Origin of the sequence: Curtobacterium sp. L6-1 (assembly GCF_018885305.1) — a bacterium.
Lineage (GTDB): Bacteria > Actinomycetota > Actinomycetes > Actinomycetales > Microbacteriaceae > Curtobacterium > Curtobacterium aetherium.
Window position 1 is genome coordinate 3,331,389 of record NZ_CP076544.1, and the last position, 20,155, is coordinate 3,351,543.

The 20,155-nt window shown below is 71.9% G+C and carries 20 protein-coding genes and 1 tRNA gene; 11 read left to right on the forward strand and 10 right to left on the reverse strand.

Annotation, left to right across the window (positions count from 1 at the left end):
* Positions 1-67 precede the first annotated feature (67 nt).
* From KM842_RS15430 to KM842_RS15445, 4 genes are all read right to left on the reverse strand, one after another.
* The gene (locus KM842_RS15430; protein WP_123656292.1) at positions 68-763 is read right to left on the reverse strand and encodes a response regulator transcription factor; all 696 of its coding nucleotides are present in this window, start codon (positions 761-763) and stop codon (positions 68-70) included.
* Between the two features lie 77 nt (positions 764-840).
* The gene (locus KM842_RS15435) at positions 841-2,538 is read right to left on the reverse strand and encodes a DNA repair helicase XPB (RefSeq protein ID WP_216259721.1); all 1,698 of its coding nucleotides are present in this window, start codon (positions 2,536-2,538) and stop codon (positions 841-843) included.
* A 58-nt stretch (positions 2,539-2,596) separates the two neighbouring features.
* Positions 2,597-4,375 carry a helicase-associated domain-containing protein gene (locus tag KM842_RS15440; protein ID WP_216259723.1) on the reverse strand — a complete coding sequence of 593 codons (1,779 nt, stop codon included), beginning with the start codon at positions 4,373-4,375 and terminating at the stop codon, positions 2,597-2,599.
* Positions 4,376-4,403: 28 nt separating this feature from the next.
* Entirely contained in the window at positions 4,404-4,706 is a 303-nt protein-coding gene (locus KM842_RS15445; protein WP_216259725.1) for a multidrug ABC transporter ATPase, read from the reverse strand.
* 53 nt (positions 4,707-4,759) lie between these two features.
* Between KM842_RS15445 and KM842_RS15450 the strand changes: the two genes are divergently transcribed.
* Both KM842_RS15450 and KM842_RS15455 read left to right on the forward strand, forming a co-directional pair.
* On the forward strand, positions 4,760-5,137 hold the full coding sequence (locus KM842_RS15450) for a cold-shock protein (RefSeq protein ID WP_216259727.1): 378 nt from the start codon (positions 4,760-4,762) through the stop codon (positions 5,135-5,137).
* Between the two features lie 2 nt (positions 5,138-5,139).
* Positions 5,140-5,739, forward strand: a complete 600-nt coding sequence (locus KM842_RS15455; RefSeq protein WP_216259729.1) for a DUF3027 domain-containing protein — start codon at positions 5,140-5,142, stop codon at positions 5,737-5,739.
* Between the two features lie 101 nt (positions 5,740-5,840).
* On the opposite strand, the gene serC is transcribed toward KM842_RS15455, so the two are convergent.
* Positions 5,841-6,959 (reverse strand): phosphoserine transaminase, encoded by a 1,119-nt coding sequence (gene serC, locus KM842_RS15460; protein ID WP_216259731.1) that lies wholly within the window; start codon positions 6,957-6,959, stop codon positions 5,841-5,843.
* A 172-nt stretch (positions 6,960-7,131) separates the two neighbouring features.
* Between serC and KM842_RS15465 the strand changes: the two genes are divergently transcribed.
* The 5 genes from KM842_RS15465 to KM842_RS15485 all read left to right on the forward strand — a co-directional run bounded on the left by KM842_RS15465 (position 7,132) and on the right by KM842_RS15485 (position 12,803).
* Complete coding sequence (locus KM842_RS15465; protein ID WP_216259733.1) at positions 7,132-7,827, forward strand: iron-dependent transcriptional repressor DtxR; 696 nt, start codon at positions 7,132-7,134, stop codon at positions 7,825-7,827.
* Between the two features lie 112 nt (positions 7,828-7,939).
* Positions 7,940-9,916 (forward strand): alpha/beta hydrolase, encoded by a 1,977-nt coding sequence (locus KM842_RS15470; protein WP_216259735.1) that lies wholly within the window; start codon positions 7,940-7,942, stop codon positions 9,914-9,916.
* Positions 9,917-10,056: 140 nt separating this feature from the next.
* Complete coding sequence (locus KM842_RS15475; RefSeq protein ID WP_216259737.1) at positions 10,057-10,455, forward strand: hypothetical protein; 399 nt, start codon at positions 10,057-10,059, stop codon at positions 10,453-10,455.
* A 427-nt stretch (positions 10,456-10,882) separates the two neighbouring features.
* Positions 10,883-11,899 carry a C40 family peptidase gene (locus KM842_RS16000; RefSeq protein ID WP_216259739.1) on the forward strand — a complete coding sequence of 339 codons (1,017 nt, stop codon included), beginning with the start codon at positions 10,883-10,885 and terminating at the stop codon, positions 11,897-11,899.
* A 409-nt stretch (positions 11,900-12,308) separates the two neighbouring features.
* Positions 12,309-12,803 carry an HNH endonuclease gene (locus KM842_RS15485; protein WP_110824428.1) on the forward strand — a complete coding sequence of 165 codons (495 nt, stop codon included), beginning with the start codon at positions 12,309-12,311 and terminating at the stop codon, positions 12,801-12,803.
* Positions 12,804-12,881: 78 nt separating this feature from the next.
* On the opposite strand, the gene KM842_RS15490 is transcribed toward KM842_RS15485, so the two are convergent.
* Positions 12,882-14,582, reverse strand: a complete 1,701-nt coding sequence (locus KM842_RS15490) for an HAD family acid phosphatase (protein WP_216259741.1) — start codon at positions 14,580-14,582, stop codon at positions 12,882-12,884.
* 137 nt (positions 14,583-14,719) lie between these two features.
* Here KM842_RS15490 and KM842_RS15495 point away from each other — a divergent pair.
* Together KM842_RS15495 and KM842_RS15500 are read left to right on the forward strand one after the other, a co-directional pair.
* Positions 14,720-14,791: transfer RNA gene (locus KM842_RS15495), tRNA-Arg, on the forward strand.
* Between the two features lie 188 nt (positions 14,792-14,979).
* Positions 14,980-15,645, forward strand: coding sequence for a DUF1349 domain-containing protein (locus tag KM842_RS15500; RefSeq protein ID WP_216259743.1), 666 nt, complete (start codon positions 14,980-14,982; stop codon positions 15,643-15,645).
* A gap of 33 nt (positions 15,646-15,678) precedes the next feature.
* On the opposite strand, the gene KM842_RS15505 is transcribed toward KM842_RS15500, so the two are convergent.
* Complete coding sequence (locus KM842_RS15505) at positions 15,679-16,644, reverse strand: DMT family transporter (protein ID WP_216259746.1); 966 nt, start codon at positions 16,642-16,644, stop codon at positions 15,679-15,681.
* A 198-nt stretch (positions 16,645-16,842) separates the two neighbouring features.
* Here KM842_RS15505 and nadE point away from each other — a divergent pair, with 198 nt between their 5' ends.
* A complete protein-coding gene (gene nadE, locus KM842_RS15510) occupies positions 16,843-17,670 on the forward strand; it encodes an NAD(+) synthase (RefSeq protein WP_216259748.1) in 828 nt (275 codons plus the stop codon).
* A 90-nt stretch (positions 17,671-17,760) separates the two neighbouring features.
* Here nadE and KM842_RS15515 read toward each other — a convergent pair whose 3' ends face one another.
* The 3 genes from KM842_RS15515 to KM842_RS15525 form a co-directional block, all read right to left on the reverse strand.
* On the reverse strand, positions 17,761-18,192 hold the full coding sequence (locus KM842_RS15515) for a hypothetical protein (RefSeq protein WP_216259750.1): 432 nt from the start codon (positions 18,190-18,192) through the stop codon (positions 17,761-17,763).
* 149 nt (positions 18,193-18,341) lie between these two features.
* A complete protein-coding gene (locus KM842_RS15520) occupies positions 18,342-18,620 on the reverse strand; it encodes a GlsB/YeaQ/YmgE family stress response membrane protein (protein WP_216259752.1) in 279 nt (92 codons plus the stop codon).
* Between the two features lie 141 nt (positions 18,621-18,761).
* Positions 18,762-19,025 (reverse strand): glutaredoxin family protein, encoded by a 264-nt coding sequence (locus KM842_RS15525; protein ID WP_216259753.1) that lies wholly within the window; start codon positions 19,023-19,025, stop codon positions 18,762-18,764.
* Positions 19,026-19,099: 74 nt separating this feature from the next.
* On the opposite strand from KM842_RS15525, the gene KM842_RS15530 reads away from it, so the two are divergent.
* Entirely contained in the window at positions 19,100-20,143 is a 1,044-nt protein-coding gene (locus tag KM842_RS15530; RefSeq protein ID WP_253206162.1) for a PrsW family glutamic-type intramembrane protease, read from the forward strand.
* The last annotated feature ends 12 nt before the right edge of the window (positions 20,144-20,155 follow it).

Below are 20,155 nucleotides of genomic sequence, written 5' to 3' on the forward strand. Positions count from 1 at the left end.
GCGGCGGCCGCCGGGAGGAACCCGGCGGCCGCCGACAGTCAGCTGTGTGACCGGACCCGCTGATGACTCAGGAGGCCTTGGACGCCTTGAGCATGTAGCCGAAGCCGCGCTTGGTCTGGATGATCGGCTCGGCCGAGTACTGGTCGAGCTTGCGACGGAGGTACGAGATGTAGGACTCGACGATGCCGGCGTCCCCGTTGAAGTCGTACTCCCAGACGTGGTCGAGGATCTGCGCCTTCGACAGCACGCGGTTCGGGTTGAGCATCAGGTAGCGCAGCAGCTTGAACTCGGTGGGGGAGAGCTCGATCTGCGCGTCCCCGATGGTGACCTCGTGCGTGTCCTGGTCCATCGTGAGCTCGCCGGCGCGGATGATCGCGTCTTCCTCGTCGTTCATCGTGCGACGCAGGATCGCCTTGATGCGGGCGACGATCTCGTCGAGCGAGAACGGCTTGGTGACGTAGTCGTCGCCACCGACCGTGAGGCCGGTGATCTTGTCCTCGGTGTCGTCCTTCGCCGTGAGGAAGAGGATCGGCGAGGTGTAGCCCGACGAGCGGAGGCGCTTGGTCACGCCGAAGCCGTTCATGTCGGGGAGCATGACGTCGAGGATGATGAGGTCCGGTTCCTCCTCGAGCACGGCGGAGATCGCCTGTGCCCCGTTGCCGACCGCACGCACCGCGAATCCGGCGAAGCGCAGCGAGGTCGTGAGGAGATCGCGGATGTTCGGCTCGTCGTCGACGATGAGGATCTTGGGTCCGTCGGTCATGCGACCATCATCTGACTGTTCCCTGGTTGCTTCCTGGGAGCGGTTCGTGTGTCGGCCAGGAGGCCCGTCCCACGACGTCACGCGTGGGTCGGAGCCACCTGGTCGGCGTCGAGGATCGTGTACGAGTACCCCTGCTCGGCGAGGAACCGCTGCCGGTTCTGCGCGAAGTCCTGGTCGACGGTGTCCCGCGTGACGAGTGTGTAGAACGACGCCGGGACGCCGTCCTTGTTCGGCCGGAGCAACCGCCCGAGCCGCTGGGCCTCTTCCTGCCGGGAGCCGAACGAGCCGGACACCTGGATCGCCACGGTCGCGTCGGGCAGGTCGACCGAGAAGTTCGCGACCTTCGAGACCACGAGCACGTCGATCTCCCCGGTGCGGAACGCCTGGTAGAGCCGTTCGCGCTCGTCGACCGGCGTCGCCCCGGTGATCTCGGCCGCGTCGAGCGAGGCCGCGAGTTCGTCGAGCTGGTCGATGTACTGGCCGATCACCAGGATCTGCTCGCCGCGGTGCTTCGCGATGAGGTCACGGACGACGGGCGTCTTGGCGGGCGAGGTCGCCGCCAGCCGGTACCGCTCGTCGTCGCTCGAGGCCGCGTACTCGAGCCGGTCCTCGTGTGCGAGGTCGATCCGGACCTCGTAGCACTCGGCCGGGGAGATGTAGCCCTGCGCCTCGATCTCCTTCCACGGGGCGTCGTAGCGCTTCGGGCCGATGAGCGAGAAGACGTCGCCCTCCCGCCCGTCCTCGCGCACGAGCGTGGCGGTGAGCCCGAGGCGGCGGCGTGCCTGCAGGTCCGCCGTCAGCTTGAAGACCGGAGCCGGCAGCAGGTGGACCTCGTCGTAGACCACGAGACCCCAGTCGAGGGCGTCGAGGAGGGACAGGTGTGTGTACTCGCCCTTCCGCCGGGCCGTGAGGATCTGGTACGTCGCGATCGTGACCGGTCGGATCTCCTTGACGCTGCCGGAGTACTCCCCGATCTCGTCCTCGGTCAGGGTCGTCCGCTTGAGCAGCTCGGTGCGCCACTGTCGGGCGGAGACCGTGTTGGTGACGAGGATGAGCGTGGTCGCCTTGACCGTCGCCATCGCCCCGGCGCCGACGAGCGTCTTGCCGGCGCCACAGGGCAGCACGACCACGCCGGAGCCCTGCTGGAAGAAGCTGTCGACCGCGTCGTGCTGGTACGGCCGCAGGTCCCAGTCGGAGGTGTCGAGGTCGATGGCGTGCGGCTGCCCGGGCGTGTACCCGGCGAGGTCCTCGGCCGGCCAGCCGATCTTCACGAGCTCCTGCTTGACCTGCCCGCGCGCCCACGCCTGCAGCTCGACCGCGGTGTCGGAGCGGCGCTCGCCGAGCAGGGGTTGGATGCGCTTCGACCGGACGACCTCGGCCAGGATCGCGGGGTCCGACGCGGTGAGCACCAGCGCCGGCTGCACCTCGAGCGCTTCGGCCGGGGAGTTCGCGATCGCCGGGGCGTCCTCGGGGTCCTCGCGCCGGATGACGAGACGGCCGTAGCGGGACACGGTGTCCTCGATGTCGACCGTGACGCTCTGCGGGACGGGGAACTTGGCGAAGCGTTCGAGCGTGGCGGTCATCGACGCGGCGTCGTGCCCCGCGGCTCGCGCGTTCCAGAGCCCGAGGCGGGTGATGCGGTACGTGTGCACGTGTTCGGGCGCCCGTTCGAGCTCCGCGAAGACCGCGAGCGCGTGGCGGGCGTCCTCTGCGTCGGGGTGCGCGACCTCGAGCAGGACGGTGCGGTCACTCTGCACGATCAGCGGTCCGTTCATGACGGATCAGCCTAGGCGGCGCAGCTGGTGCATCTCCCGGTTGTCCACAGGGCGTCCGTCACGCGTCGCTCTCGATGCCGACGACGAGGGACAGCGGGAGCGTCCGTTCGACGTCCACCGCGGTGTCCTTGCCCCGCACGCGGCCGGCCGCCATCGAGGTCGGCACGATCGAGAACGGCCGCTCCGAGCCGTCCGGCATGCGGACGGTGACGCGGATCGGCGTCCGCCCGCGGACGGCCATGTCGATCTGCCGCGCCATCCACTCCTGCTCCGGCTCGGCGTCGCCGCGCTCCGTCGTCAGCCGGAGGCGCTCCACGAGTGCCCGCGCCGCCTGCTCCGGCGACCGGCTCGGCGTGCGCCGTCGGACGGGAGGCCCGGATCGCGTCTCCGGGCGGGCGTCGGCTGCGAGCACGGCCGGGTAGCGCTGGTCCTCGAGTGCGCTCGCCACGACGTGCGGCGGGTACTTCGTGACGAGCGTGGTGAGGTCCGGCCGTTCCCACGCCAGCTGCCGGAGTTCCGCGTCCACCCCGATCAGGTCGAGCTGCTCGGGCGTCCCGTGCAGCACCGAGCCGAGGTCGCCCTCGCCACGGCCCACCACGACGCTGCCGTCGCGGGTGGCCACCTGGTCGATGAGGTAGGTGAGGGGCTGCGGGACCTCGGTCGCGCCCAGTCGGGTGAAGAGCGCGAGCACCTCGTCGCGGGTGCGACCGTCCCGGAGCGCCCGGCGGAGCGAGTCCTCGGACACCCGGTAGCGGGCCGCGAGTCCCGGTGCCTCGAGGTCGGCCACGGCGCGGAGGTCGTCGTCGTCCGCCGGTGCGAGCGGCCCCGGGGCGATGACGGTCAGGTCGGGCTGCAGGTAGACCCCGTCCACCGTGCCCGGCAGGTCGGCGGCAGCGGCGGAGCGCGCGGCGTCCGGGTCGTCCCCGAGCAGCGCCCGACCGGTGGAGGTCAGCCGACCGTCGACGGCGAGCCCGAGGACCCGGGCGGTCCCGGCGGCCTCCAGCAGGACGGCGTCGAGCCAGCGCGCACCCGCCGGGTACGCCCAGCGGCCGAGCGCGACGACGTCGGTGAGCTCGTCGCCTGCGAGGCCGAGGACCTCGACGACGGCCGGGTCGAGCCCCTCCCGCCAGTCGTGCACGAGCGTGGCCCAGCGGTCCGGCCACGACGAGCGGAGCCAGGTGTGCCCGTGGTCGGACACCTTCCACGAGCCGTCCTCGGGGTGCGCGGCGCCGACGCGGTCGAGCAGCACGAGGCGGTCCGGGACCACCGCGGCGTCGGCACCGGTGCGTTCGGCGAGCTGTCGGGCGAGCGGCGCGCCGATCCCGCCCTTGGCGAGTTCCCGCACCGCACCGGCGTCGGCAGCGCGGAGGAGCTCCGCCAGGACCGTGAGCGTCTCGAAGGCGTGCTCGGCGCCGGTCGCGCGGGCGCGCTCGTCGTCGTCGGCCGGGTCCTGCCGGTCGGTGGCGACGGGGCGGTCCGGAGCCGGGCCTCCCGGCTCGTCCGGCACGACGTCGGGGCGGGCGGCCAGCCGGGAGGCGACCGCGTCGTCGACCGCGCCGCTCTCGTCGACGAGTCCCAGCGCGACGGCCGGGGCGAGGTCCGCGACGGGACCACCGGTCCGCAGGGCGAGGAGCGCGCGACGCGGCAGCCGCTCGATGGCGGCGTCGACGGCGTCGTCGGTGCGCAGCGCCTCGGCGAGGTCGAAGAAGTCCGCGATGTGCTGCGGCCCGGACTCGCCGAGTGCTGCGGTGGGCAGGGAGCGCGCGAGCACGAGTCGCTCGAGCGCGTCGTCGGGGAGCTCGCGCAGACGCGCAGCGAGGTCCGTCGTGGTCGTCATCGTCCTCGGCCGGCGTCCGTGGCGGACGTCAGCGCGCCTCTGTGCGGTGCTGCCGGGCCTTGCGGGTCCACGTGATCGCCAGGAGCGTCAGCATGAGCACGAAGGCGATCGGCGGGCCGAAGTAGACGACCCCGAGCGCGACGGGCCAGATGCCGTCGCCGGGGATCCGCGGCAGGGTCAACCACCCGGTGATCATGATGATGAAGCACGTCAGGATGAGCAGGACGATCCCACCGACCATGAACGCGAGCGTGCGTTCGGTACGATTGAACGTCGCCAGGGGTTCCGCAGCAGTGCGGGAGTCCCTGGTGGATGGGGTCGGCTTGGCCATCGGCCCAGGATATCCGACGCACCGCGGCCGTCCACGTATCGAGGAGTCCCAGCATGCCCACCGGCAAGGTCAAGTTCTACGACGACCAGAAGGGCTTCGGCTTCATCTCCGGAGACGACGGCGACCAGGTCTTCCTGCACGCCTCCTCCCTGCCCGACGGTGTGGTGACGGTGAAGGCCGGGACCAAGCTCGAGTACGGGGTCGTGCAGGGCAAGAAGGGATCGCAGGCGCTGACCGTGCGGATCCTCGAGGCCCCGCAGTCCCTGTCGAAGATGACCCGGCGGTCCGCCGACGACATGGCCGTGATCGTCGAGGACCTCGTGAAGGAACTCGACCGGATCAGCGGCGACCTCAAGCGCGGTCGCTACCCGAAGAACGGTGAGCGCATCGCCACCATCCTGCGACACGTCGCCGACCAGTTGGACGCATAGACATGACCACCGACCTCACCGAGCTCGCCCGCGGCGCACTGCTCGAGATCACGCCCGAGTCGACCGTCGGGAACGCCGTCGGCACCGTCGACGAGGGTGACGGCGTCGTGTCCGTCCTCTTCGCGAACCGCATGCCGGGCTACCCGGGGTGGCGGTGGACCGTCAGCATCGCGCAGGTCGAGGGCGACGAGCCGACCGTGCTCGAGGTCGAGCTGATGCCGGGCGACGGGTCGCTCCTCGCGCCGGAGTGGGTGCCGTGGTCCGAGCGACTGGCGGACTACCGGGCGGCGCAGGACGACGAGGAGTCGGACGACGACGAGTCGGACGACGACGACGAGTCGGACGACGACGACGAGTCGGACGACGATGACGACTTCGACGACGAGTCCGAGGACGACGACGAGTCGGACGACGATGAGGACGACGAGTCGGACGACGACGAGTCGGGCGAGGACGACGACGCCGACGAAGCGCCCGCCCCGCCCGCGCGTACCCGTGGCCGCCGCCGGACCCGTCGCGTCCGCCCGGTCGACCCCGACGACGACCTGGACCTCGACCAGCTCGACGCCGGCGAGACGGACCCCGGCTTCCACCGGGCCTGACCCCGCACCGGCCACCTGCCGACACACGAACGTGGGCGGTCCCGCGCACCGGGACACCGATGCGCAGGACCGCCCACGTCTCGTCACGCGGCGGGAGCCGGTCAGCTCGCGAGTGCCCCGACCACGTGGTCGATCGCGCGCGTGAGCTTCGTCACGTCGTCCGGGTCGATCGCGGTGAACGTCGCGACACGGAGCTGGTTGCGTCCGAGCTTCCGGTACGGCTCGGTGTCGACGATGCCGTTCTGGCGCAGGGTGGCAGCCACGGCCTTGGCGTCGACCGCATCGTCGAGGTCGATCGTCACGACGACCTGCGACCGGTGCGCCGGGTCGGTGACGAACGGTGTCGCGTAGTCGGACGCCTCGGCCCAGTCGTACAGCGTCGACGACGAGGTCTTGGTCCGGCCGTCCGCCCACGCGAGCCCGCCGGACTGGTTCATCCACCGCACCTGGTCGTCGAGGAGCAGCAGGGTCGTGATCGCCGGGGTGTTCAGCGTCTGGTCCAACCGGGAGTTGTCGACCGCGTTCTTGAGCGACAGGAACTCCGGGATGTACCGGCCCGACGCGGCGATCCGCTCGACGCGCTCGATCGCTGCGGGGGAGAACAGCGCGAGCCAGAGCCCACCGTCCGAGGCGAAGTTCTTCTGCGGGGCGAAGTAGTAGACGTCGGTCTGGTCGACGTCGAACGCGGCACCGCCGGCGGCGCTCGTGGCGTCGACCACCGTCAGCGCGCCCGGGTCGCCCGCGGCCCGGACGACCGGGGCCATCACGCCGGTCGACGTCTCGTTGTGCGGGTAGGCGTACACGTCGACACCCTCGACGATCTCGAGCTCGGCGCGGGAACCGCCCGGGGCCTCGACCACGTGCGGCGCCTCGAGCCAGGGGGCGGCGGCGGCCTTGGCGAACTTCGACCCGAACTCGCCGAACGACAGGTTCTCGGCCCGGCGCTCGATGAGACCGAAGGCCGCGGCGTCCCAGAACGCGGTCGAGCCGCCGTTGCCGAGGACGACCTCGTAGCCGTCCGGCACCTGGAACAGGTCGGCGAGGCCCTGCCGGACGGAGCCGACCAGGTCCTTGACGGGCTTCTGCCGGTGCGAGGTGCCGAGGACGGTGGCCCCGCGGGTGACGAGGGTCTCGAGCTGCGCTCCGCGGATCTTCGACGGACCGCATCCGAAGCGGCCGTCGGTGGGGAGGAGGTCGGCTGGGATGACGATGTCTGCCATGGGCCGATCCTAGCGACGGCGGTGCTGCCGGCCCGTGGACCGGCCGGACGGGGCGGGGGTGGGGCGGGCCTCCCGGACCGGTGTCCGCGCAGAGCGCACGGTGTCGGTGCCGGCTCGTCGGACACAGCAAGTAGTGTGGGAGGCGCTGGGCCCGGACCATGAGAGGCGGACCGTGACCGATCTCGTCGACACCACGGAGATGTACCTCCGCACCATCCTCGACCTCGAAGAAGAGGGGATCGTGCCCCTGCGCGCCCGGATCTCGGAGCGGCTCGGGCACTCGGGTCCCACGGTCTCGCAGACCATCGCCCGCATGGAGCGGGACGGTCTGGTCGTCGTCTCGGGCGACCGGCACCTCGAACTCACCGACCCCGGTCGGTCGCGGGCCACGCACGTCATGCGCAAGCACCGGCTGGCGGAGCGGCTGCTCGCCGACGTCATCGGGCTCGACTGGGCGTTCGTCCACGACGAGGCCTGCCGGTGGGAGCACGTCATGAGCGAGCAGGTGGAGGTCCGCCTGCTCGAGATGCTCGGCAACCCGACCGAGTCCCCGTACGGCAACCCGATCCCGGGCCTGGCGGAGATCGGCGGTCCCACCGCTCCGGGCTTCCTCGACGGCGTGCGGAACATCGTGGCGGCCACCGACGACACCGACGCCGTCGCGACCGGCGTCATCCGGCGCCTGGGTGAGCCGGTGCAGTTCGAACCGGAGCTCCTGCACCAGCTCCGCAGTGCCGGGGTCATGCCCGGGCGGACGGCGAGCGTGCAGCGTGCGGGCGCCTACGTGTCGGTCCGCGTCGACGGCGAGGACGCCGGGATCGAACTGCCGACCGAGGTCGCGCAGCACGTCTACATCAGCACCGACTGAGGTGCTCTGAGCGCCGTGCTCCGGCGATCGGAGCGGCGGTCCTGCTCCACGGGCACACGGGTGAGCTAGTCTGCGTCGCGGGGGAACTACGACGCCGACCGGGGGAGGCACAGTGACGGACATCGAGTTCGACGCAGGCGACGCGAAGGCGATGGCCCGGACTGCGCGGGCGGCCGCCGACACGCTGCGCGGGCAGAGCGGATCGCGGTCGTCGGCAGCGGAGTCAGCGCTCGCGGACTTCGCCGGGTCCTACGCCGACCGGTTCAACGACGCCGTCGTGATCGAGTCCGAGGACCGGTCGAAGCTCGTCGGCGTGCTCACCGACCTCGCCACCGCGGTCGACGCCGCCGTCGCCGCTGCCGAACGCGAGCGCGAGCGCATCCGCGAGCACGCGGCGTGGACGGCGCGGGAGAGCGAGCGTCGAACGGCAGCGGCACAGTCCGGTGCCGGGCTCCTCGCCGACGCCGTCGTGGACACCTGGGACGCCGTCGTCGACCGGGAGCCGTCGAACGAGCCCGGCGCCCGACCCGTCGTCGACGCGGAGTTCCGAGCCCGGGAGCGCGCGCGGTACGCCGGGGGCGGCAGCGGGGGGAAGAGCTCGGCTGATCCCGCCGCGCTGCGCGGGTTCGTCTCCACCACGTCCGGCCTGGACATCGCGGCGCACACCGAAGCGGTGAGCGTCCGTTCGGCGTGGAACACCTTCACGTCCTCCTGCGGGTGGGTCGACTTCGACCGGAAGAGCGTCGCCCAGGGCTTCGAACGGTACGTCGACGAGAACGGCGAGGACCGCTCCTGGATGACGAAGACCGCGGGGGCGTTCGAGGACGCCGGAGGTGGTTCGCTGTCGGACGTCCTGCTCGACATCGCGACGATGGGCCAGCGCGCTCCCGCGGTGCAGGCGCTCTTCGCCTCGGGTCTCACCCCCGCGGAGGTCGCTGCGAAGTGGACGGAACTCGGTCTGACGACGGCCGACCGAACGGCGCTCGAAGGGCTGCCGACGTCGGTGCTCGCACAGCTCGGCAACCTCGAGGGCGTCCCCTACTGGGCGCGGAGCACCGCGAACGCGGTCGTGCTCAACCAGCGGATGGGCGACATCGAGCTCGAGCTCGACCGCCTGGAGGCGTCCCTGCCGTTCTCCCGCGACGCGTCGACCGCGGTGCTGGCACGGATGGCCATGCTGGAGAAGGACCTGAAGTCGCTGCGGAACATCAACGCGGCGCTGGCCAAGCCGAAGGACGCCGAGGGAGCGCGGTCGCTCATCTCCCTGACCGACGACCACCCGCCGCTCGCGTCGGTCTCCATCGGCGACCTCGACACCGCCGACGACGTGACCTGGGCCGTCCCGGGCATGAACACGACCACGGCCGACATGAGCAGCTGGACCCGGGCTGCGCAGAACATCTACGACGAGCAGGGACGAAGTGGGAACCCGCCGGACCGAGCGGTGCTCGCCTGGATCGGCTACGAGGCGCCTGACGCCACCACCGTCCTCGGGATGGGCAAGGCCGAGGCCGGTGCGCCTCGGCTGGCCGCGTCGATCAACGGCCTCGGCGCCGTGCGAGCCGGACGGATGCCCGAGACCAACGTCGTCGCGCACTCGTACGGCACGACCGTCTCGGCACAGGCGCTCTCGACGACGGACGCGCACGTCGACCGGTTCGTCGCGCTGGGGTCCGCCGGCCTGCCGAACGCGGTCGACTCGGCCGGCAAGGTGCACGCCGAGCACGTCTACGTCGGCCAGGCACGGAACGTCCTCCCCGACGAGGCCGGACAGGGCGACCACCTCGCAGCGCTGGGACGCAGGGCACCCGGGCACCACGTGGACCCGTCCCGAGAGGTCTTCGGTGCGACGGTCTTCGGGACGGACTCGAACCCCGCCGACGCGGCGGACCGGAAGCCGGTCCTCAACCACGACCCGCTCACCGGTGACGGGTCCGGCTACCTGGACGCCGACACCGAGTCCGTGTACAACGTGGGGCGGGTCACGACGGGGCACGAGGACGATGCGACCGCGTACCACCCGAAACCACCGACGAAGCGAGACCAGGACCTGATCGACGGGAAGCCCTGGTGGATGGCGGGACGATGACGACGACGACCACCGCACGATGGACCACGGCGAGGCGCGCCGTCGCGGGCGTCCTCGTCATGACGGCCACCACCACCGTGCTCGCAGGCTGTGTCCTGCGGGGACCCGACACCGCAGCACCAGGACGAACGGAGCCGACCGTGGACGCCGACACCGCGAAGCAGCAGATGATCGAAGCCGTCGACGACGCCACCGAGCGACTCGGTGGGGAGTGGAAGGCGCGCACCGGCCCGGACTACCCGGAAGACTGCGAACTCGAGGACGGCATGCCAGGGGCGCAGTGGCGCTACCTGAGCGGGAGCACGCTCGAGGGGTCGCCCGACGAGGACGCCACCCGCATGGAGGAGCACTGGAAGTCCCAGGGGATGCAGGTCGTCCGCCGCGAGTCGAGCGACGGTCCGGCGGTCATCGGCAGCGGTGGCGGGAAGATCGCGTCGATCAGCGCGTACGCGTACCCCGGGAACTACACCGTGCAGGCGGTCTCGCTGTGCTTCCCCGGCAACGCCGACGACATCGCCGAGGACCTCTCCGGCGAGTGACCTGTCGCCCGCCGGCACAGCACGGGCCAGGGTGCCGGGCGTCACAGCACGAGGGTCCGTTGGTGGACCGGGATCGCGGCGGTGAACTCGCGCCTGGGCCCTCGTGGTGGGCGAACCATAGGGGGTACACGTCGGGGGTACAACACCTTTGCGGACGTACAAGAACCGGGCGCACCGGTCCAACGCCTTCGACAGCGCTCTGACCGGGGCTTCTTCACCTGTTCGTTACCAGATCACGGTTTCATCTCGACAGCGTGACCGAGCGCCCGTACACTCGACGAGTCCCCGGGAGCAGCGATCGCGGGGACCCGTGGCAGGACGTCTCACGACCCGTCTCCTGCCTGGATCGGAAACGATGACGAACGGATGGGGTTGCACACGCTCGGTCGACCACCGGGTGCGTGTCGATGAGACGCCGGAGACCCACTTGACCCACACCGGTACCGCCGCGGACGACTCGACGACCGCGAACCCGACGACCTCCGGTGACGCCACCGCAGCTCCCCTGACCCGCAGGGCAGCACGCGAAGCAGCCGAGCGTGCCACGCGCCGACCGCTCGCCCGCACGGCGTCCACCCCCGCCCGCACGACCGCGGCCCGCCCGACGGCGGCCCGCACCGGCAGCGCACTCGGTGTCACCCGCACCGCCGCCACCCGCTCGGCAGCAGCGCCGACGAGCTCCTCGCGCAAGCGGAAGTTCATGGCGCCCGTCGTGCTCGCGGTCGCCGCCGGCATGTTCGGCACGATGGCCGTCCCCGCCGCCTTCGCGAACACCCAGCCGACGACCGCGGACGCCGCCCGCGCCGCAGCCCCGGTCCAGACGCAGGAGTTCGACGTCTCCGCCGCCGCGGGCACCGCCGACACCTCGCGCGACGGCTTCGGCGCCACCTCGACCGCGACGCTCGCAGCCGAGAAGCAGGCCGAGCACGCGACGGAGGTCGAGGCCGCCCGCGCCGCGAAGGCCGCCGAGTTCGCCTACGACGGCAAGACGGCGAAGGACTACCTCGCCGACTCGACGACGACCTCCACCACCACGGACACGGCCGCGACCACCACCTCGGCCGCGCCGGCCGCTGCCGCCCCCGCCGCCGGCACCCCGTTCTCCCTGCCCGCCGTGGTCGCCACCGCGAAGCAGTACATCGGGACGCCCTACGTCTTCGGCGGCGCCACCCCGGCCGGCTTCGACTGCTCCGGCTACGTCATGTACGTGTACGCGCAGTACGGCATCAGCCTGGCGCACTCGGTCCCGCTGCAGGACCAGGCCGGCACCACGATCCCCGAGTCCGAGGCGCAGCCCGGCGACGTGGTCATCTTCAACAACGAGGCGCACGACGGCTTCTACATGGGCAACGGCATGATCATGGACGCCCCGAAGCCCGGTGGCGCGATCTCGATCCGTCCAATCTGGACGAGCGACTACCACATCGTGCGCTTCGGGATCTGACTTCCCCGGAGCACCGTGTCCGACGTCCTGCCGTCGACCATGTGAACACCGTCCGAACCGGCCCCGCACCCCTCGTGCGGGGCCGGTTTCTGGGTTAGCCTCCATGCATCGGTTCGACTCGACCCGAACGGGAGACCACATGTCGACGTCACGCACGACCCGCACCATGGGTCTGCGCGTGCACGTCGACATACGGACGACCACAGCCTGCGGGCCTCGACCCGCACGCGACTGACCAGAGCACTGCCCTGACGGGTGGTGCTCTTCGTGTTTCCGGCCCTCCCCACCGCGGTGGGGCAGCGCCGGCCGGTGCCACCCCGGTGCCGGAGGCCGTGACCACCCGCTCGACGCCGACCGACCCGGTGCCCGCACCGCCTGGAAGCCGTCCAGGCACGTCGGAAGGGAACCCATGCGCACTCTCGTCCTCAACGCCGGTTACGAGCCCCTCGCGGTGATCTCGTTCCGTCGAGCCCTGGTCCTCGTCATGAACCAGAAGGCATCTGTCGTCGCCGCCGACACCCTGCACCCCGTCACCGGTGCCGCCGTCAGCTACGACCGACCGTCCGTCATCATCCTGACCCGGTACGTGCGCATCCCGCAGTCCCGGCTGATCCCGGTGTCCCGGCGCGGTGTGCTCCGCCGGGACGCCAACCGGTGCGCCTACTGCGGGCGGAACGCCACCACGATCGACCACGTGCAGCCGAAGTCCCGCGGGGGGCGCGATTCGTGGGAGAACCTCGTGGCGTGCTGCCTCGCCTGCAACAACGTCAAGGGCGACCGCACCCCGCGCGAGATGGGGTGGACGCTGCGCTTCCCGCCGAAGGCCCCGCACGGTTCGGCCTGGGTCGTGCGCGGCATCGAGCGGCCGCAGCCGGACTGGGACGAGTACCTGGTCGCCGCGTAGCGGCGTCCCCGGGGCACGACGGACGGGAGGCCCGTGGCGAGCTCGCCACGGGCCTCCCGTCCGTCGTGCGGTCGGTCGTCAGGGCAGGTAGTACGTCGGGTTCGGCAGCTTCACCGACCGGTCGGCGGAGCCGCCGACGAGGTCGCTGTACTGGTCGCCGACGTTGGCGACGACGTCGTAGCCGCCGCCGGCCCGCGACTCGACGTGCGCGCGGGTCTGCGCCTTGTACTCGATCGTCGTGCACTTCGCGGTGGCGCAGTGCACGTAGGACGGCTGCTCGGACGATCCGGTGCCGGTCCACTTCGTGTAGTACGTGCGGTTGCCGTCCTGCGTCGCCGTGAACTGCGGGAAGCCCACCTTGTGCAGGTTCTCGATGGTCGCGGTCTGCTGCGCCTCGTTCCGCCCGGTCAGGCCGATCACGGTGCAGCCGGCCCGCTGGGCGGCCGCCACGAGCCCGGTCATCGCCGGGGTGGCCGGGAACCGCTCGTCCTGCACCCAGACGTCCTGCTCGGCCGGGTTGAACACGAAGTGCATGTCCGCGACCTCCATGTCGTACGTCCACAGGGTCGTGTCGTCGGCGTCGAGGACGATCGCCGGCTTGCGGTGCCGAGGCTCGGCGGCGGTGCAGGCCGCGGTGATCGCCGGGGTCTGTCGCGCGACGACGGACCGCATCTCACGGATGTAGGGGCTGTCGGTCTTGTCCGCGATGCCCGTGCCCGGGTCGCCGTAGTACGTCGCGATGGTGGCCTTCACCGAGTCGATGTTCGGGATGCCCTCGCCGCCCTGCGTCCGGCCGGAGGAGCCGTCCGCGGCCATCCGGAAGTGCGTGCGCGGCGCCAGCTTCGGCTCACGCACGCCGGGGAGGTCTGCCGAGGGGAGGTAGTACGTCGGGTTCGGGAGCTTGAGGGTCCGGTCCGCGAAGCCACCCTGCAGGTCGGACCACTGGTCGCCCACGTTGAGGGTGATGTCGTAGCCGAGGTCCTGCTCGATGTGCTTGCGGGTCAGGGCCTTGTACTCGACCGTGGTGCACTTCGCCGTGGCACACGTGACGTAGCTCGGCTGCTGCGAGGCGCCCTTGCCGGTCCACTTCGTGAAGAACCGGTCGGCGGTGAAGCCCGAGTAGCCGACCTTCGCCAGGTTGCCGAGCGTCGCGGCCTTCTGGTCGTCGTTCCGGCCGGTGATCCCGAAGACCGTGAAGCCGATCCGCTGCGCCGCGTTCACGAAGCCGACCATCGACGGGGTCGCCGGGAAGCGCTGCCCCTGCACCCAGACGTCCTGCTCGGCCGGGTCGAACACGAAGTGCATGTCCGCGACCTCCATGTCGTACGTCTCGAGGGTGGTGTCGTCGGCGTCGAACACGATCGCGGGCTTCTCGCCGTGCCGGACCGCGCGGTCGTAGGTGCGCTGGAGGGCACGGGTCTGCTTCGCGACGATCGACCGCATCTCCCGGATGTACGGGCTGTCGGTCTTGTCGGCGATGCCGGTGCCCGGGTCGCCGTAGTACGTCGCGATGGTCTTCTTGACGGAGTCGATGTTCGGGATGCCCTCGCCGCCCTCGGTCGCGCCTGACGAGCCGTCCGGCGCCATCGTGAAGTGGGTCCGCGGGGTCAGGTGCCGGTCGGTCCGGCTGGTGTGGGCGCTGCCGGTCGTGACGGTCGTGGAGGCGGTGCTCGCGGTGGCCGCGTCGGCGGCGGTGCCGCTGAGCAGGCCGCCGGCGAGCGCCGCGGCGGTGACGGCTGCGATCGCCGCGGAGCGGCGCAGGGGAGCGGGGAAGGGCATGCTGGTCCTCCGGTTCGGGGCACCCCCGACCGGGGGTCGTGACGACGCTAGTTGTGAGGGTGCCGTGCGTCCAGGGAACCTGTTGCATCCCTCATCATCGGGCGGGTCCGGCGGCTCCCGCTAGAGTGGTCGGGCCGGCCTCTGTAGCTCAATGGAAGAGCAGTTCCGTCCTAAGGAAAGGGTTGGGGGTTCGAGTCCCTCCAGGGGCACTCCGGTGGTCCGTCCGGTCCCGCCCTCAGGAAAGGGTTGGGGGTTCGAGTCCCTCCAGGGGCACTCCGGTGGTCCGTCCGGTCCCGCCCTCAGGAAAGGGTTGGGGGTTCGAGTCCCTCCAGGGGCACTCCGGTGGTCCGTCCGCACCGCCAGGCCACCACCAGACGACGCAGTCCCGGAGGTACCCGTGTCCCGATCGTCCGCCGCCGACGCGCTCCCGACCACCGCACACGACGTCGAGTGGTCCGCCGGCACCTGGACCAACCCGCCCGCCCGTGTCGTCGCCGACCAGGACGGCCTGGCCGTCACCGCCCGCGCCGGCAGCGACGCGTGGCGCACCACGTCGTACGGCTTCGTGCACGACACCGAGCACGCCCTCCTGGCACCCTTCGCCCCCGGGACCGCCACCGAGGTGTCCTTCCGGCTCGACTTCTCGGCCCAGTTCGACCAGGCCGGGGTCTTCGTCCGCGTCGACGACACCACCTGGGTCAAGGCCGGCGTGGAGCTGAGCGACGGCGAGGAGGGCCTGGGCGCCGTGGTCACCCGGGGTGTGTCCGACTGGTCGCTCGCACCGGTGCCGTCGTGGCGTGGCCGCCTCGTGACGGTGCGGGTCAGCCGTTCCGGGGACGCCCTCACCGTCCGGGCCCGGGTGGACGACGAGCCCTGGCGTCTCGTCCGGGTCGCGCCGCTCGCTCCGGACGCGGTCGCCGCCGCCGGCCCGTTCTGCTGCGCACCCTCCCGGGACGACCTGACCGTGCGCTTCACCAGCTGGCGGACCACCCCGGCGGACGCCTCGCTGCACCCGGACGACGACGCCGAGGCCGTCGGCGGGGACCAGCCGAGGTCGTCCTGACCGTCACCGGCGCAGGTCCGCTCGGTCCCGTCCTCAGGGACGGGTGCCGTCCGTCGTGTTCGTCGGTGCGAGCGCCAGGACGACGAGCGCGGCCCCGATCACGCCCAGGGCGACCCACCCGAGCGCGGTCAGCCGTTCGCCGACGACCAGCACCGCGAGCACGGCCGCGACCGCCGGCTCGGTGAGGGTCACGGTCGTGGCGGTGCTCGCCGGGATCCTGGACAGGCCGTAGCCGAACAGCAGGTAGCCGAGGAACATCGGCACGAGCGCCATGTAGGCCCCGACCGCGATGTTCTGCGCTGCGGCGAGCAGCGGTGCACCGGTGACGGCGAGGACCGGCACGAGGAGCAGCCCGCCGCCACCGAACACGGCGCCCATCGCGGCCGCCCGCGGGACCCCGTCGACCATGAGCCGCCGCGACGCCCACGAGTACACCGCGTACGTGACCCCGGCCACGAGGCCGAGCACGACGCCGAGGACCATCGATCCGCCGTCGCCGTCGCCGTCGCCGGCGCCGGCGCCGTCGGCCGGGCCGCTCCCGTCCGCCGCTGGGCCCGTCGCCCCGGCCACGCTGGACAGGCAGAGCAGCGCGCTCCCGAGGACGCCGAGCACCGCCGCGAGCACCCACCAGCAGCTGAGCGGTCGGCGGTCGACGACCCGCTCGAGGACTCCCGAGGCCAGGGGCGCGGACGCCAGCGACACCACGGAGCCGACGGCCACCCCCGCCGTGTGCATCGCGCTGTAGAACGCGAGCGGGTACACCGCGACGGCGACCGCCCCGACGAGGACCAGCCCCCGGCGCCGCGCGAGCAGCGGGACGTTCGTCCGCAGCGACCGCGCGCCCACGGCCGCCTGCAGGAGTCCGCCGATCCCGAGCGCCGCCGCGCCGATCGCGAGCGGGCCGACGTCGGGCGCGAAGGTCGCCGCGGTGCCGGTGGTGCCCCACAGCAGGGCGGTCACGGTGACGGCGAGCAGTCCCGCGCGGCGCTGGTCCGTCACGATCGACCTCCGTCGTCACCGGTGCGGGTGCGGCCTCCGCCCGGTCTGCGGCTCACTCTAGCGAGCAGCCGCGCCGGCGACCCCGCGCGCCGACCGCGTGCGACGACCCCGCGCGCCGACCGCGTGCGACGACCCCGCGCCGCCGACCCCGTGCGGTGACCCCGTGCGTCCGGCGCGGTGCAGGCGGATACTGGGGGAGTGCGAGAACTCCAAGCCGCCATCGCCGCGGACCTCAACGTCCAGCCGACCATCGACCCCGAGCAGGAGGTCGCCCGGCGCGTGGGCTTCCTGCGCGACTACCTCCTGACCACCGGCGCGAAGGGCTACGTCCTCGCCGTCAGCGGCGGGCAGGACTCCACCCTGGCCGGTCGCCTCACGCAGTTGGCGGTCGAGTCGCTCCGGTCCGAGGGCCACGCCGTCGAGTTCACCACGGTGCGCATGCCGTACCGCGTGCAGGCCGACGAGGACGACGCGCAGCTCGCCCTGCAGTTCATCGCCGCGGAGCCGGGCATCGTCGTGAACATCGAGCACGGGGTCGACGGCGTGGTGCAGGACACCGCGGACGCCGGCGTCGCGCTGAGCGACTTCGTCAAGGGCAACGTCAAGGCCCGCATGCGCATGGTCGCGCAGTACGCCGTGGCCGGGCAGCGCGGGCTCCTGGTCATCGGCACCGACCACGCGGCCGAGGCGGTGACCGGATTCTTCACGAAGTACGGCGACGGCGGCGTCGACCTCACGCCGTTGACCGGCCTGACGAAGAGCCAGGGACGCCAGCTGCTCGAGCACCTCGGTGCGCCGGCCCGTCTGTACGAGAAGGCGCCGACCGCCGACCTGCTCGACGACCTGCCCGGTCAGACGGACGAGGCGAACCTCGGCCTGACGTACGCCGAGCTCGACGCCTACCTGCAGGGTCACGACGTCCCGGTCGAGGTGGCCGAGGCGATCGAGGCGCGCTACCGCGCGACGGAGCACAAGCGCCAGGTGCCGGCGTCCCCGTTCGACGACTGGTGGCGCGCGACGGCCTGATCCGACGGCGACGCCGTCGCGACGACGCCGCAGACGCACGGGAGGCTCCCCACCGGACCGGTGGGGAGCCTCCCGTGCGTCTGCGGTCGGTCAGGCGGTGTCGCGGTCGCCGTGGTCCTCGGGTCGCGTGTCCGGGTGGCCGGCGTCGGAGCGTCCGGCGTCAGCGCGACCGCCGTCGGGGTGTCCGGCGTCGGCCTGCTGGGCGAGCCGCTCCTGCCAGAGGATGCTGCGGGCGGCGCCCTCGAGGACGTCGTCGACGCTGTTGCCGGTCTGCGCGGCGAGGGCGCCGCTGAGCCCGGCCGTCAGGGTTCCGCCGGCCTGGGCGAGTCGCTCGACGACCTCCTCCTGCCGTGGCGTGAGGGGCACGTCGACGAGTTCGTCGACGGCGTCGCGGATGTTCTCCTCGCTCGCGTCCATGGCTGCTTCGTCGCCGGACTGCAGCGCGGCGGCCTCGCCGACGACGACGAGGCCGAGTCGGGCGGCGTCCTGCTCTGGGCGACGGGTGTCGTTGTCGTCGGTCATGTCGTGGACCGTACGCTCCGCGCCTGCGCGCGTTCCGGACACGGGGGACGCGGTGCTGCCGGCCCGCGGTGCGCACACGACGACGGGAAGCCCGGTACCAACTGGTACCGGGCTTCCCGTCGTACGTCAGCGCAGGTGCGCGACCGGTGTCAGCGGCGGTTCGCACCCCGACCCGCGAAGCGGGTGTAGAGGAACAGCACGATGACGGCGCCGATGATCGAGCCGATGATGCCGGCCGGCTGGAAGAAGCCGTCGGTCGCGTCGTGCTGGAAGATCAGGAAGCCCAGCAGGCCGCCGACGAACGAGCCGACGATCCCGAGGACGATGGTCATCAGGATGGACATGTGCTGCTTGCCCGGGATGATGAGACGGGCGAGTGCGCCGGCGATGAGACCGACGATGATCAGGCTGATGATGAGACCGAGCACGGTGTCCTCCTTGTTCTGCGGCCGGTCCGAGGCAGCGGCGGATCGCCGAGCTCAGGGCCGACGCCCGAGTGAACACGCCTCCGGCTCAGCGTGCTCCCAGGAAGCCGCTCGGGGCGGTTCCCTGGGAGCCGTGCCGTGTGCTCAGACCGCGCCCGAGGCCTCCAGCTCACCCTGCAGTTCGGCGTCGGACGGCTCCACGAAGTGCTTGCCGTTCGGGAGCACGACGACCGGGATGTTCTTGCGTCCGCTGATCGCCTCGGCACGGTCCGCGGCGGACAGGTCGGCCTCGACGTCCACGTACTCGTAGTCCACGCCCAGGCGGTCCAGCAGCGCCTTGGACCGGCGGCAGTCGCGGCACCAGTCCGCGCCGAACATGGTCACCTTGTCGAACGTCTCGTCACTCATGTCCGTCACTACGCGTGGTGCGTCCGCGGTATTCCCGGTGACCCTCCGGCGCGGGCCGGAGCACGATGGGGCCCATGACGCTGGAGACCCTGCCCGTCGCCGACCACCCGCACCACCGCCACGGCTGGTGGTGGAAGACGCTGCTCGGCGGTCTGCTGCTGTGGGTCGTGACGATCGTCGTCACCGTCGCCACGCAGAACACGAACCTCGTCCCGACGATCATCCTGCTGGGCAGCTTCCTCGTGCCCTTCGCCGTGGTGCTCTTCGTCATCGAACGGGTCACGGGCACGGTCAGCACGCTGCAGCTCGTCACGGCGTTCTTCGTCGGCGGGATCCTCGGGGTGCTCGGCGCGTCCCTGCTCGAGGCCGACCTGCGGCCCGGCGCCGGGCTGTACCTGCTCGTCGGCTTCGTGGAGGAACTCGTCAAGGGGGTCCTGCTCGTCGTCGTCGGCTGGCGGGTGCGGCCGAGGATGGCCCGGCAGGGTGCGCTGCTCGGGGCGACGGTCGGTGCCGGCTTCTCGGCGTTCGAGTCCGCCGGGTACGCCTTCAACGCGGCGATCACCACGCGGGGGATCGACCTGGCCTCGCTGCTGCAGACCGAGGTCTTCCGCGCGGTGCTCTCGCCGGTCGGCCACGTGCTCTGGACGGCGATCCTCGGTGCGGTGCTCTTCGGGGTCGCGCACGGACGGGCCCGGTTCCGGTGGACGTGGCAGGTGCTGCTCGCCTACGTCGTGGTCGCCGTGCTGCACGGTCTGTGGGACTCGAACGCGACGATCTCGACCCTGCTGGCGTTCGTCATCACCGGGACCCCGTTGTCGGCGGCGCAGGACGGGAGCGTGCCCGCGGCGCTCGCCGGGCTCGTCACGGCCCTGTACGTGGCTGGACTCGTCGTCGTGTCCGTGATCGGCGTCGGCGTGCTCGTCGGCGTGCTCCTGCACCACCGGCGGCAGGCCCGACGGATCGACGCCGCCCGGGACGCCCGGGACGCCGGGGTCGGCGGACCGTGGCCACTGCCCGGGGACGGCGGACCGTGGCAGGTCCCCATGGACGGCGGACGGGGCGACGGCGAGGACGAGGGCCCGGTCTGGCACCGGACGCCACCGCGGCACACGCTCTGACCGGACCGGACC